Consider the following 13,200-nt stretch of genomic DNA (forward strand, 5'->3'; position numbering starts at 1 on the left):
TCAGAGCACTGTGGCAAAAGTCATCGCATTAGCAAACCAAAAAGGTGGTGTTGGTAAAACAACCACCGCTGTGAATCTTGCGGCATCGATGGCCGCGACGAAGCGTAAAGTGTTATTAATCGATCTTGATCCGCAAGGAAACGCTACCATGGGTAGTGGTGTCGATAAATACGGTGATGTTGCGACTATTTACGATTTATTGATTGAAGAAACACCAATCGATGAAGTTATCAATAAAGAAACCTCAGGTGAGTATCACTTAATTGCTGCTAATGGCGATGTGACTGCCGCTGAAGTTAAACTAATGGAATTGTTTGCGCGTGAAGTGCGTTTACGTAATGCGCTTGAACAAATTCAAGACCAATACGATTTCATTTTTATCGACTGCCCGCCTTCACTTAACATGCTCACTGTTAATGCAATGGCTGCCGCAGATTCGATTTTAGTTCCGATGCAATGTGAGTATTATGCCCTTGAAGGTTTAACGGCATTAATGGATACCATTACTCAGCTATCTAAGCTAGTAAATCCAGCGTTAACAATTGAAGGGATTTTGCGCACCATGTATGATCCGCGCAATCGCCTTGCAAATGATGTATCAGAACAACTAAAACAACATTTTGGCGATAAAGTATATCGTACCGTTATCCCACGTAATGTCCGTTTAGCAGAAGCGCCTAGTTTTGGTGCCCCTGCCATGTATTATGACCGTGCATCAAGTGGTGCGAAAGCTTACTTAGCCCTAGCCGGCGAAATGTTACGTAGAAAAGAGAAAACATCTTCAGCAGTAGCCTAACTTCGAGGTAAAAAAATAACATGTCTGCTAAAAAACGCGGTTTAGGCCGAGGACTCGACGCTTTATTAAGTTCATCAAAACCTGCCCCAAGTGCAAATAATCAGCAACAAGCGACTGCAACACAAGAGCAAGTCTCTGAGGTCGTTGCAGAGCAAAGTAAAGGTGAGCTGCAAAAGTTAGCGATTGAGTTTTTACAATCGGGTAAATATCAACCGCGTAAAGACATGTCTGAAGAAGCGCTTGAAGAGTTAGCTAACTCAATACGTGCTCAAGGCATCATTCAGCCGATTGTTGTGCGCCAAATTGGTGCAGAAAAATATGAGATTATCGCCGGTGAGCGTCGTTGGCGTGCTGCTCAACTTGCAAAATTAGATGCTGTTCCATGTATCATCAAAGATGTACCTGATGAAGCGGCCGTTGCTATCGCGCTTATAGAAAATATTCAACGTGAAGATCTAAATGCGATGGAAGAAGCGATTGCGTTAAATCGTTTACTTAACGAATTTGAACTAACTCATCAACAAGTCGCCGAGGCAGTTGGTAAATCTCGTACTACTGTGACTAATTTACTACGCCTAAATAATCTCAATGAAGATGTTAAAATTTTGTTAGAGCATGGCGACATTGAAATGGGTCATGCACGTTGTTTATTAGCACTTGAAGGCGAAGCGCAATCAGATGCTGCTCGATTAGCCGTTGCTAAAGCTTTAACTGTTCGTGAAACTGAAAAGCTAGTGCGTTCTATTTTAGAACCAGCCCCAAAGAAAGAAGTGCAAGAAAAAGATCCTGATGTCAAACAGTTAGAACAAAAGCTTGCTGAAAATTTAGGCGCTAAAGTAGAAATAAACTACAATAAAAAAGGCAAAGGCAAACTGGTTATCTCTTATACAACTCTTGATGAGTTAGATGGCATTTTAAGCCGTATAAATTAAGACTATTCCCGTCATTAATTAATAACATGTCCAAAAAGAGACATTTGTGGTGTTTTTGCACTACAAAGGGTCGACTCAAGTTGCAAAACTGGTAGGAATCAGTATAATTTCGCCAGTTTTCATACCCTGACAATTTAACGTTCTAAAGGTTAACAAAACGTGACTAATAGGTTAGCAAGGCCGTATAGGCTTGCCGCATTTAAATTAATTTGTCTTCAGGGTATCGTAGCATTTATCGCTGCAGTAATTGTTTTTATAGGTTGGGGAGTCAATGCCGGCCAGTCAGCGCTTGCTGGCGGAGCTGTTGCACTACTCCCTAATTTTGTATTTGCTGTCTATGCATTCCGTTATATGGGTGCAAGTCGAGTAAATCAAGTGTATGCCTCGCTAAAGCGCGGCAACGGATTAAAATTTATGCTAACAATCGTTTTGTTTGCACTGATACTGAAGTCTTATACGGTCGTTTTATTACCGTTTTTCTGTGTGTATGTATTGGTGTTATTTAGCGGATTGTTTGCGCCCGTTTTTTTTAATCATTAACTTTTGGGATATAACATGGCTGCAGAAGAAGTAACTCTATCAAGCCATATTCAGCACCACTTAACTAACGCTAAGATGTGCTCGACCGACGCTGGTCTTGCCTTCAACAAAGCGTGTGCAGACAGTGGTTTCTGGACATGGAATATAGATACCCTCGCATGGTCAATCGGTTTAGGTCTGGTATTTTTATGGATCTTCCGTGGTGCCGCTAAAAAAGCAAATACCGGTGTACCGGGTAAATTTCAGTGTTTCATTGAAATGATTGTTGAGTTCGTTGGCGACAACGTACGTGACACATACCATGGTAAAAGCGCATTAATCGCTCCATTAGCTCTAACGATTTTCGTTTGGGTGTTCTTAATGAACTTAATGGACTTGATTCCGGTTGATTTCCTACCTGCATTAGCTGGCTTTGTTGGCGAGCAAGCATTTGGTATGGATTCTCACGACGTTTACATGAAGATTGTACCTACAACAGACATCAATATGACTGCTGCACTTGCTATTGGTGTATTCATTCTGATGATCGGTTATGCAATCAAAATCAAAGGGATTGGCGGATTCTTAGCTGAATTAACGCTTCACCCGTTCAGCTCTAAAAACAAGCTAGCGATGGTGTTCTTAATCCCATGTAATTTATTACTAGAAACAATCGCTTTAGTTGCTAAGCCGTTCTCGTTAGCATTGCGTTTATTCGGTAACTTATATGCTGGTGAGTTGATTTTCATCTTGATCGGCGCAGTTGGTTTAATGCAACTACCGTTGCACTTTATTTGGGCTGTATTCCACATCTTAGTAATCGTACTGCAAGCATTCGTATTTATGATGCTTACAATCGTTTACCTAAGCATGGCAAGCTCAGATAATCACTAATTTTTTACACTTTTAAATTTTAACTTTAATTTACAATTGAAACTTTGGAGAAAAAAATGGAACTAATGATTGGTCTTAAGTACATCGCTGTTGCTCTACTTATCGGCTTCGGTGCAATCGGTACTGCTATCGGCTTCGGTAACATGGGTGGTAAATTCCTAGAAGCTTGTGCACGTCAACCTGAGCTTGCACCTTCATTACAAGTTAAGATGTTCATCCTTGCTGGTCTAATCGATGCCGTAGCTATGATCGGTGTTGGTATCGCAATGGTATTGTTGTTCGTACTTTAATATTATTTTTTGAACAGCTTACTATTTTAAGGAGGAGCGGTCGTGAACTTAACAGCCACTCTTATCGGTGAATTAATTGCATTTACGGTTTTCGTACTTTTCTGTATGAAATACGTATGGCCACCACTAAATGGTGCAATTGAAGCTCGCCAGAAGAAAATCGAAGATGGTTTAGCTGCCTCTGATAGAGCCGAAAAAGACTTAGAACTTGCGCAAAAGAAAGCTGCTGAGCAGCTTAAAGAGGCAAAAGCTCAAGCGGCTGATATCATTGAACAAGCTAAAAAGCGTGCCACGCTAATCGTTGACGAAGAAACTGTTCGTGGTCAACAAGAGCGTGAAAAAATTATTGCTCAAGGGCACTCTGAAATCGAAGCAGAGCGTAACCGTGTAACAGAAGAACTACGTAAACAAGTAGCGACGCTGGCCGTGGTTGGTGCTGAGAAGATTTTAGAGCGCGAAATCAATCAAGCCGCACACAGTGACATCGTTGAAAAACTTGTCGCTGAGCTGTAATTAGGAGGGTATGAGCATGTCTGAATTGGCTACTATCGCTCGCCCATACGCTAAAGCGGCTTTTGAACTTGCCGTTGAAAAAGGCACTGTTGAAAGTTGGAACGACATGCTGTTCTTTGCTGGCCATGTTGCCAGCAATGAGCAAGCCGCTGCCGCGCTAGCTGGATTGCCTACTGCTACTGAAAAAGCAGATCTGTTTATCAAGATCTGTGCAGAGCAGCTCAACGAACAAGGTCAGAACCTAATCAAGGTGATGGCTGAAAATGGACGTTTAGTTGCACTGCCTGCTGTTGCAGAGTTATTCGCTGAATTTAAAGCGGACTACGATAAAGAAGTTGACGTTGACGTGACTTCTGCAACACCGCTAGCTGCTGAGCAGCAAGCATCATTGGTAGCGGCACTTGAAAAACGTTTCGCACGCAAAGTTAAGCTGAATTGTAGTGAAGATACTACAGTTGTTGGCGGTCTTATCATTAAGGCGGGTGACACTGTAATTGACGGCTCAGTACGTGGCAAATTAGCCCGCTTAGCTACATCACTACAATCGTAATTGGGAAAAAGAGCATGCAACTTAATTCCACTGAAATTTCAGATCTGATCAAACAACGTATTGAGCAGTTCGAAGTTGTAAGTGAAGCTCGTAACGAAGGTACTATCGTATCTGTTACTGACGGTATCATCCGCATCCACGGTCTTGCTGACTGTATGCAAGGTGAGATGATCGAGCTTCCTGGCAACCGTTATGCTATCGCACTAAACCTTGAGCGTGACTCAGTAGGTGCTGTAGTAATGGGTCCTTACGCTGACCTTAAAGAAGGCGTAAAAGTTAAATCAACTGGTCGTATCCTAGAAGTTCCTGTTGGTCGTGGTCTACTTGGTCGTGTTGTAAACACACTAGGTGCACCTATCGACGGTAAAGGCGCTTTAGATAACGACGGTTTTGAACCTGTTGAGAAAATCGCACCAGGCGTTATCGAACGTCAATCAGTAGATGAGCCAGTACAAACTGGTTATAAATCTATCGATGCGATGATCCCAGTAGGTCGTGGTCAACGTGAGCTTGTTATCGGTGACCGCCAAACTGGTAAAACTGCATTAGCAATCGATGCAATCATCAACCAAAAAGGTACAGGCGTTAAGTGTGTGTACGTTGCAGTTGGTCAAAAAGCATCTACAATCGCTAACGTAGTACGTAAATTAGAAGAGCACGGTGCACTTGAAAACACTATCGTTGTTGTTGCATCTGCTTCTGAATCTGCGGCACTTCAGTACCTAGCACCATTCTCTGGTTGTACTATGGGTGAATACTTCCGTGACCGTGGTGAAGACGCGCTAATCGTATATGATGATTTATCTAAGCAAGCTGTTGCTTACCGTCAAATCTCATTACTACTTAAGCGTCCACCAGGCCGTGAAGCATACCCAGGTGACGTATTCTACCTTCACTCACGTCTTCTAGAGCGTGCATCACGTGTAAACGCTGATTACGTTGAGAAGTTCACTAATGGTGAAGTGAAAGGTAAAACAGGTTCACTGACGGCATTGCCAATCATTGAAACTCAAGGCGGCGACGTTTCTGCGTTCGTACCGACAAACGTTATCTCTATCACCGATGGTCAGATCTTCTTAGAAACTGACTTATTCAACTCAGGTATCCGTCCAGCTGTTAACGCTGGTATCTCGGTATCTCGTGTTGGTGGTGCAGCGCAAACTAAAATCGTTAAGAAACTAGGTGGTGGTATCCGTCTAGCGTTAGCTCAGTACCGTGAATTAGCTGCGTTCTCGCAGTTCGCGTCTGACCTTGACGATGCAACACGTGCTCAATTAGAGCATGGTGAGCGCGTAACAGAGCTAATGAAGCAGAAACAGTACGCACCAATGTCTGTTGCTGAAATGTCTCTGTCGCTATTTGCTGCTGAAAAGGGCTACCTAAAAGACATCGAAATCGCGAAAATCATGGATTTCGAAGCTGGCCTAATTTCTTATGCAAACAGCACATACGCAGAGCTAATGGCTCAAATCAATGAAACTGGTAACTACAACGCTGAGATTGAAGCTCAACTTAAAGAACTTCTAGAGAAGTTCAAGTCGACGCAAACTTGGTAATTTAGTTATGAATGGTGAGCTTTAGGTAACTAAAGCCCACCTGATTCGGAGAGAGAGTCATGGCCAGCGGAAAAGAGATTAAAAGCAAGATCGGGAGTATCAAGAATACTCAGAAGATCACCAGCGCGATGGAAATGGTTGCTGCGTCTAAAATGAAAAAAGCGCAGGAACGTGTGGCGTCAAGCCGTCCATACGCTGAAAACTTACGCCAAGTGATTGGTCGTGTTGCTCAAGCAAATCTTGATTTTACTCACCCTTTCTTAGAAGAGCGTGAAGTAAAACGAGTTGGTTATATTGTTATCTCTACTGACCGTGGTCTATGTGGTGGCTTGAACTCAAACGAGTTCAAAAAAGTTGCCCTAGACGTGAAAGCGTGGAAAGAAAAAGGCGTTGAAGCTGAGTTTACTACTTTAGGTAGCAAAGCAGCTGGCTTTTTCCAACGTTTTGGCGGTAAGTTAGTCGCTAAAAAAGCGAACTTAGGAGATACACCTTCATTACAAGACGTTATTGGTCCTGTAAAGACAATGCTAGATGCATACTCTGAAGGTAAAATTGACCGCTTATACGTAGTATTTAACAAGTTCGTTAATACTATGAAGCAAGAGCCAACAATCGATCAGTTACTCCCTTTGCCAAAAGCTGAAGAAGAAGTATCTCAACATTCTTGGGATTACTTATATGAGCCAAACCCAGATGCGATTTTAGAAGCTCTGTTAGTACGCTTTATTGAGTCTCAAGTATACCAAGGTGTAGTTGAGAACGCTGCCTCTGAACAGGCTGCCCGTATGGTTGCAATGAAAGCTGCAACAGATAACGCAGGCGACCTTATGGATGAGTTACAGCTTGTTTATAACAAGGCTCGTCAAGCTGCAATCACACAAGAAATTAGTGAGATTGTTGGCGGCTCGGCAGCAGTTTAACGCTTCGGCAAAGTTTAATGAGAGGAATAGACATGAGTTTAGGTAAGGTCGTCCAAATTATCGGCGCCGTTGTGGATATCGAATTTCCACAAGACAACGTGCCAGCCGTATATGACGCACTAAAAGTAACAGATGGCGACTTAGCTGGTTTAACTTTAGAAGTTCAACAACAGCTAGGTGGCGGTGTGGTACGTGGTATCGCACTTGGTACTACTGACGGTTTACGTCGTGGTACTGCAGTAGAAGGTACAGGTCAGCCAATCCACGTTCCTGTAGGTACGAAGACACTAGGTCGTATCATGGACGTATTAGGTAACCCTATTGATGAAGCTGGTCCAATTGGTGAAGAAGAGCGTATGTCTATTCACCGTGCAGCACCTTCTTATGAAGAACAATCAAGTTCAGTAGAACTTTTAGAGACTGGTATCAAGGTAATCGACCTTGTATGTCCATTCGCTAAAGGTGGTAAAGTTGGTCTATTCGGTGGTGCCGGTGTTGGTAAAACCGTAAACATGATGGAACTTATCCGTAACATCGCAATCGAGCACAGCGGTTACTCAGTATTCGCAGGTGTTGGTGAGCGTACTCGTGAGGGTAATGACTTCTACCATGAGATGAACGACTCAAACGTACTAGATAAAGTATCTCTAGTATACGGTCAAATGAATGAGCCACCGGGTAACCGTTTACGCGTAGCGTTAACTGGTCTTACTATGGCAGAGAAGTTCCGTGACGAAGGTCGTGACGTACTTTTCTTCGTTGATAACATCTACCGTTATACTCTAGCGGGTACAGAGGTATCAGCACTTCTAGGTCGTATGCCTTCAGCAGTAGGTTACCAACCAACTCTTGCTGAAGAAATGGGTGTACTTCAAGAGCGTATCGCATCTACTAAGACGGGTTCAATCACTTCAATCCAAGCGGTATACGTACCTGCGGATGACTTAACTGACCCATCTCCAGCAACAACGTTTGCTCACTTAGATGCAACAGTAGTACTTTCTCGTGATATCGCTTCACTTGGTATCTACCCTGCGGTAGACCCACTTGATTCATCTTCACGTCAACTTGACCCATTAGTAATCGGTCAAGAGCACTACGATACAGCGCGTGGCGTTCAAACAGTTCTTCAACGTTATAAAGAACTTAAAGACATCATCGCAATCCTAGGTATGGACGAGCTTTCTGACGAAGATAAGCAAGTTGTATCTCGTGCACGTAAAATCCAGCGCTTCCTATCTCAGCCGTTCTTCGTTGCTGAGGTATTCACAGGCGCGCCTGGTAAATACGTGTCACTTAAAGACACAATTGCTGGCTTCAAAGGTATCTTAAACGGTGAGTTTGATGATATGCCAGAGCAAGCGTTCTACATGGTTGGCTCTATTGAAGAAGCTCAAGAAAAAGCCAAAAGCATGTAATTAGGAGGGTAGTATGGCGGCTATGACTGTACATCTTGACGTAGTAAGCGCAGAAGAGAGCTTGTTCTCTGGTCTGGTTGAATCGATTCAAGTGAGTGGTAGTGAAGGTGACCTTGGTGTTAACTATGGTCACGCTCCATTATTAACTGCCCTAAAACCTGGTATGGTACGTTTGGTTAAGCAATTTGGTCACGAAGACGTGATGTATATTGCTGGCGGTACGCTAGAAGTTCAACCGGATCGCATCACGATTCTTGCAGATACTGCAGTACGTGGTGAAGACCTAGACGAGCAAGCGGCTGAAAAAGCTAAACGTGATGCTGAAGAGCAAATGGCGAATACGTCAACTGCTGAGTTAGATTATCAACAAGCTGCAGTGCAACTTGCTGAAGCAATCGCTCAACTTCGCGTAATTCAACAATTACGTAAAAAGTAAGCCTACTCGGTTTTCAAAAAGCCCACTTAATGTGGGCTTTTTTGTGCCCGAAATTCACGGCTTTCTACCCTACTTAATATTTATACTTATATCCTTCATCAAAGCTCGCTACAATAGTGTAAATTAATAGTGAATAGCTGTTTCATCCAAGGTTCAGTCCAACTCATTAGGATTGCGTATTTACACATGATGTGACTTACACAACTTTGTATGTTTCCCAGAACTCACAAAATATTGCACACCTAAAACAAAGAAAGAAGGATATTGTTTTAATGTCTCTGACTACCGTTATTCTTGCTGCGGGTAAAGGCACTCGTATGCGCTCTGCTCTACCAAAGGTTTTACACAAAGTTGCTGGTAAACCTATGGTGCAGCACGTTATTGATAATGCCACTGCCCTTGGCGCTCGTGAAACGAACCTTGTTTACGGTCATGGCCGTGAACAGCTGCAAGATGCCCTATCGCACAATCAAGTAAACTGGGTATTACAAGAAGAGCAACTAGGTACGGGTCATGCCGTGGCAGTTGCTAAAGAACACATTGCTGATGACGACACTGTATTAATTCTCTATGGTGATGTGCCACTGACAAAACGCGCTACCTTAGAGAAGTTACTCGCAGCGACACCAGAAAAAGGCTTAGCTGTATTAACCGTTACCCTAGATGACCCATCAGGTTATGGTCGTATGATCCGTGAAAATGGCAAGCTAGTGGGTATTATCGAACAAAAAGATGCCTCTGCTGAGCAACTTGCAATTAAAGAAATTAATACCGGTATTATGGCTGCCAATGGTGAGCTACTTAAACGTTGGTTAGGTAACCTATCGAACAACAACGCTCAAGGTGAATACTATTTAACAGATATCGTTGCTATGGCACATAGCGAAGGTGTTGAAATTACTTCTGCACAGCCCGAGCACCCGATGGAAGTCGAAGGCGCAAATAATCGCGTTCAACTTGCAGCTCTTGAACGTGCATACCAAGCATGGCAAGCCGAAGAGCTAATGCTTAATGGTGCTACACTTGCTGATCCTGCGCGTATTGATGTGCGTGGTGAAGTTACTACCGGCGAAGATGTACTAATCGACGTTAATGTTATTTTCGAAGGTAAAGTAACACTAGGTAATAACGTGCAAATTGGCCCTAACTGCGTACTTAAAGATTGTACTGTTGGTGATAACGTTGTAATTAAAGCTAACTCACTTGTTGAAGAAGCGAGTGTGGCTGCTAAATGTACTTTAGGCCCTTATGCTCGCCTTCGCCCTGGTGCGATTATGGAAGAAGACTCGCATATCGGTAACTTTGTTGAGATGAAAAAGACTCGCTTAGGCAAAGGCTCAAAGGCAAATCATCTTACCTACTTAGGTGACACTGAAGTTGGTGAAAAAGTGAATATTGGCGCAGGTACTATTACTTGTAACTATGATGGCGTAAACAAATCAAAAACTATTATCGGTGATAACGCCTTTATCGGTTCAAACTCATCACTAGTAGCACCGGTGAATATTGGCTCAATGGCAACGATTGGCGCAGGTTCTGTTATTACTAATACTGTTGAAGACGAGCAGCTTGCAGTAGCTCGTGGCAAACAACGTAATCTAACTGGCTGGAAGCGTCCAACCAAAAAGTAGTGAGCTACCCTACTAATTTATAAATAAAAGCGAGTTTATACTCGCTTTTTTTGTGGCTAAATTTTGTTCTCATAAAAGTGCCATATAGTTGTAATGCCTGCGTGTTGTAATTGCCTCAATACAATACCAAGGAAAAATAATAATGTTAAAAAGATCAATTATTGCGCTATCACTTTTAACTATTCTTACAGGTTGCTCGTTAGACGGTGACGACGGCAAAGATGGCCTACAAGGTGAACAAGGTCCTGCAGGTCAAAATGGTACTAACGGAATTGATGGGGAAAATGGCTCCGATGGTACTAACGGAGCTGACGGAGCAAATGGTACAGATGCAAACGCGGCTTTAAGTATAAACCTTATCGGTCGTGCAGTGCTGAACGCAGAAAGTCCGGAAGGTGCAGCAGAGATTGTCGCTTATCAAGCTTCTAAACAACGAATTTTTGCGATCAATAGTTCCGGTGATTCGGCAGTTGTGAATATCATGAAAGCCGATAGCTTTGACCGTGCAGCTTTAGTTAAAGATAACGAAGGGGTTATAAACGGCACTAATTTAACCTCAGAGATTACCCTTGCACTTAATAAGTACAGTGCGGGTGATGCAAACAGTATCGCTATTGATGCTAATAATGAACTTCTTGCAGTTGCAATGGCCGCAGATATTACCGGTGATGAAGGTTTAATCGCATTTTATGATATCAGTGGCGATGAGCCTCTGTTTATTAAGAATGTAACGGTAGGCGCCCTACCCGACATGGTTACTTTTAGCCATGATGGCAATAAGGTACTGGTTGCAAATGAAGGTGAGCCTAATGGTGATTACAGTATTGACCCTGAAGGCTCAATTAGCATTATAAATATCAATGATGGTGTAATTGCAGATACTGCTATTAGCATTACTTTTTCAGCTTATAACGACAAACAAGCAGAGCTTGAAGAGCGAGGGATTGTATTTGCTAACCCGACAGGTCGAACAATCAACGGTAATTTGATTAATACAACCGTGGCTATGGATTTAGAACCTGAATACATCAGCGTTTCGAAAGATAATAAATTTGCCTACGTGTCACTACAAGAAAATAACGCCCTTGCTATCGTCAATCTTGAAGATAATAGCCTAGAGCTTAAAGGCTTAGGTTTTAAAGATTGGTCTAATTTGCTTTTTGATGCATCTGATAAAGACGGTGGGGTTAACTTTAAATCATACCCTGGCCTCTATGGCATGTATCAACCAGATACTATTTCAAGCTTTACCTGGAAAGGTGCTAACTTTATTGTCACAGCGAACGAAGGTGATGCACGAGAATACTTCTTTGATACAAACGACGAAGCTGATTGCATAGCTAAAGGTGGTCTTGATTATGATAAAGATGACGGTTGTTTATCATATATAGATGAGACAAGAGCTAAAGACTTAACACTAGCAAGCAATTTTGACTACCTGAACAATGACAACAGTGATATTGGCCGTTTAAAAGTGACCACTGTTAAAGGTGATGAAGATAATAATGGCGAATACGAATCACTATATGCATATGGTGCCCGCTCCTTTACCATCTGGGATAATAACGGCATGGTAGTTTTTGACTCTGGCGATCAAATTTCACGCATTACTGCATCAGTTCACGGAGCAGCATTCAATAATAACGAAGATGAAAATGACGGTGATAGTCGCTCTGATGACAAAGGTGCAGAACCAGAAGCATTAGCACTCGGTACTATTGGCGAGCGTACATTTGCATTTATTGGTTTAGAGCGTATGGGTGGCATTATGGTGTTTGATATTACTAATCCATACAATGTGACATTCCAAGATTACTTTTTTAATCGTGGTCTAGAAGCTGATGCAGATATTACGGGTGATCTTGCCCCTGAAGGTATGGCATTTATACCAGCAGAACAAAGTGCAACGAATGAAGCATTGCTAGTTGTTGGTAATGAAATTTCGGGTTCAATCGCTGTTTGGGAAATTTCTACTAACTAATCCGCCTTATAAAAATAAAAAGCGACATAGCTAATTTAAAGCATGTCGCTTTTTCTATGCCATTTTACCTTCACAAAAATGACTGCTTTTTGAGCTAAAACCCCTTTGTAGCCCTTTGTTTGTATGGTTATTGTACTAATTTGAAAATAATCAAAAAAACCTGCAAAAAGTGCTTGCGTTAATTCTTCGCATCCCTATAATGCGCATCCACTGACACGGCGGGCAGCAACGAAAGACGCTGAACAACGTAGCAGAGAGTTAAGTGAAACTTCGGTTTCAAATTATCGAAAGAAAGTTTGAAATTAAGTGTTGACTCGAAAAATTAAGGATGTATTATACGCATCCCTAGCGACAACGTCGCAACGTTCTTTAACAATATAAAGCAATCATCTGTGTGGGCACTCGTACAGATTGAGTTCTAACAGCCGATTCTAGTTCGCTAGATGACGCAAACAAATTTAGAGTCTCAATTGAACTGAGTGACCAACGGAAACAAGTTTACTTGTTTCAGCACRGTCAATTCGATTCGAAAGAATCAAAATCAGAATTCATTGAGCATGTCCTTCGGGACAGAAAAAACTTTTAATTGAAGAGTTTGATCATGGCTCAGATTGAACGCTGGCGGCAGGCCTAACACATGCAAGTCGAGCGGAAACGAAGAGGTGCTTGCACCTCTGGCGTCGAGCGGCGGACGGGTGAGTAATGCTTGGGAATATRCCTTATGGTGGGGGACAACAGTTGGAAACGACTGCTAATACCGCATG

At 42.5% G+C, this 13,200-nt stretch carries 13 protein-coding genes and 1 rRNA gene; all 14 read left to right on the forward strand.

Annotated features, from left to right (window positions below; all coding sequences use genetic code 11):
• Positions 1-10 precede the first annotated feature (10 nt).
• Positions 11-796 carry a ParA family protein gene (locus tag L1D46_RS06835; RefSeq protein WP_054554803.1) on the forward strand — a complete coding sequence of 262 codons (786 nt, stop codon included), beginning with the start codon at positions 11-13 and terminating at the stop codon, positions 794-796.
• Between the two features lie 20 nt (positions 797-816).
• A complete protein-coding gene (locus L1D46_RS06840) occupies positions 817-1,728 on the forward strand; it encodes a ParB/RepB/Spo0J family partition protein (RefSeq protein ID WP_167659028.1) in 912 nt (303 codons plus the stop codon).
• A 159-nt stretch (positions 1,729-1,887) separates the two neighbouring features.
• Complete coding sequence (locus L1D46_RS06845; RefSeq protein WP_239977147.1) at positions 1,888-2,268, forward strand: ATP synthase subunit I; 381 nt, start codon at positions 1,888-1,890, stop codon at positions 2,266-2,268.
• A gap of 15 nt (positions 2,269-2,283) precedes the next feature.
• A complete protein-coding gene (gene atpB / locus L1D46_RS06850) occupies positions 2,284-3,141 on the forward strand; it encodes a F0F1 ATP synthase subunit A (protein ID WP_130050136.1) in 858 nt (285 codons plus the stop codon).
• A 56-nt stretch (positions 3,142-3,197) separates the two neighbouring features.
• Complete coding sequence (gene atpE / locus L1D46_RS06855) at positions 3,198-3,431, forward strand: F0F1 ATP synthase subunit C (RefSeq protein WP_010561330.1); 234 nt, start codon at positions 3,198-3,200, stop codon at positions 3,429-3,431.
• Between the two features lie 42 nt (positions 3,432-3,473).
• Positions 3,474-3,944 (forward strand): F0F1 ATP synthase subunit B, encoded by a 471-nt coding sequence (gene atpF / locus L1D46_RS06860; protein WP_054554807.1) that lies wholly within the window; start codon positions 3,474-3,476, stop codon positions 3,942-3,944.
• Positions 3,945-3,960: 16 nt separating this feature from the next.
• Positions 3,961-4,494 (forward strand): F0F1 ATP synthase subunit delta, encoded by a 534-nt coding sequence (gene atpH / locus L1D46_RS06865; protein ID WP_130050137.1) that lies wholly within the window; start codon positions 3,961-3,963, stop codon positions 4,492-4,494.
• 14 nt (positions 4,495-4,508) lie between these two features.
• Positions 4,509-6,050, forward strand: a complete 1,542-nt coding sequence (atpA, locus tag L1D46_RS06870) for a F0F1 ATP synthase subunit alpha (RefSeq protein WP_054554809.1) — start codon at positions 4,509-4,511, stop codon at positions 6,048-6,050.
• 59 nt (positions 6,051-6,109) lie between these two features.
• Positions 6,110-6,970 carry a F0F1 ATP synthase subunit gamma gene (atpG, locus tag L1D46_RS06875; protein ID WP_062568484.1) on the forward strand — a complete coding sequence of 287 codons (861 nt, stop codon included), beginning with the start codon at positions 6,110-6,112 and terminating at the stop codon, positions 6,968-6,970.
• A 32-nt stretch (positions 6,971-7,002) separates the two neighbouring features.
• Positions 7,003-8,388: a F0F1 ATP synthase subunit beta gene (gene atpD / locus L1D46_RS06880; protein ID WP_054554811.1), complete on the forward strand. Its 1,386-nt coding sequence runs from the start codon at positions 7,003-7,005 to the stop codon at positions 8,386-8,388.
• A 13-nt stretch (positions 8,389-8,401) separates the two neighbouring features.
• Positions 8,402-8,824, forward strand: coding sequence for a F0F1 ATP synthase subunit epsilon (locus L1D46_RS06885; RefSeq protein WP_054554812.1), 423 nt, complete (start codon positions 8,402-8,404; stop codon positions 8,822-8,824).
• A 272-nt stretch (positions 8,825-9,096) separates the two neighbouring features.
• The gene (glmU, locus tag L1D46_RS06890) at positions 9,097-10,455 is read left to right on the forward strand and encodes a bifunctional UDP-N-acetylglucosamine diphosphorylase/glucosamine-1-phosphate N-acetyltransferase GlmU (protein ID WP_130050138.1); all 1,359 of its coding nucleotides are present in this window, start codon (positions 9,097-9,099) and stop codon (positions 10,453-10,455) included.
• 142 nt (positions 10,456-10,597) lie between these two features.
• Positions 10,598-12,436 (forward strand): choice-of-anchor I family protein, encoded by a 1,839-nt coding sequence (locus L1D46_RS06895; protein ID WP_178926432.1) that lies wholly within the window; start codon positions 10,598-10,600, stop codon positions 12,434-12,436.
• A gap of 583 nt (positions 12,437-13,019) precedes the next feature.
• Positions 13,020-13,200, forward strand: a 16S ribosomal RNA gene (locus L1D46_RS06900); the annotation flags it as partial.

This window comes from Pseudoalteromonas sp. Isolate3 (genome assembly GCF_022398505.1).
Lineage (GTDB): Bacteria > Pseudomonadota > Gammaproteobacteria > Enterobacterales > Alteromonadaceae > Pseudoalteromonas > Pseudoalteromonas apostichopi.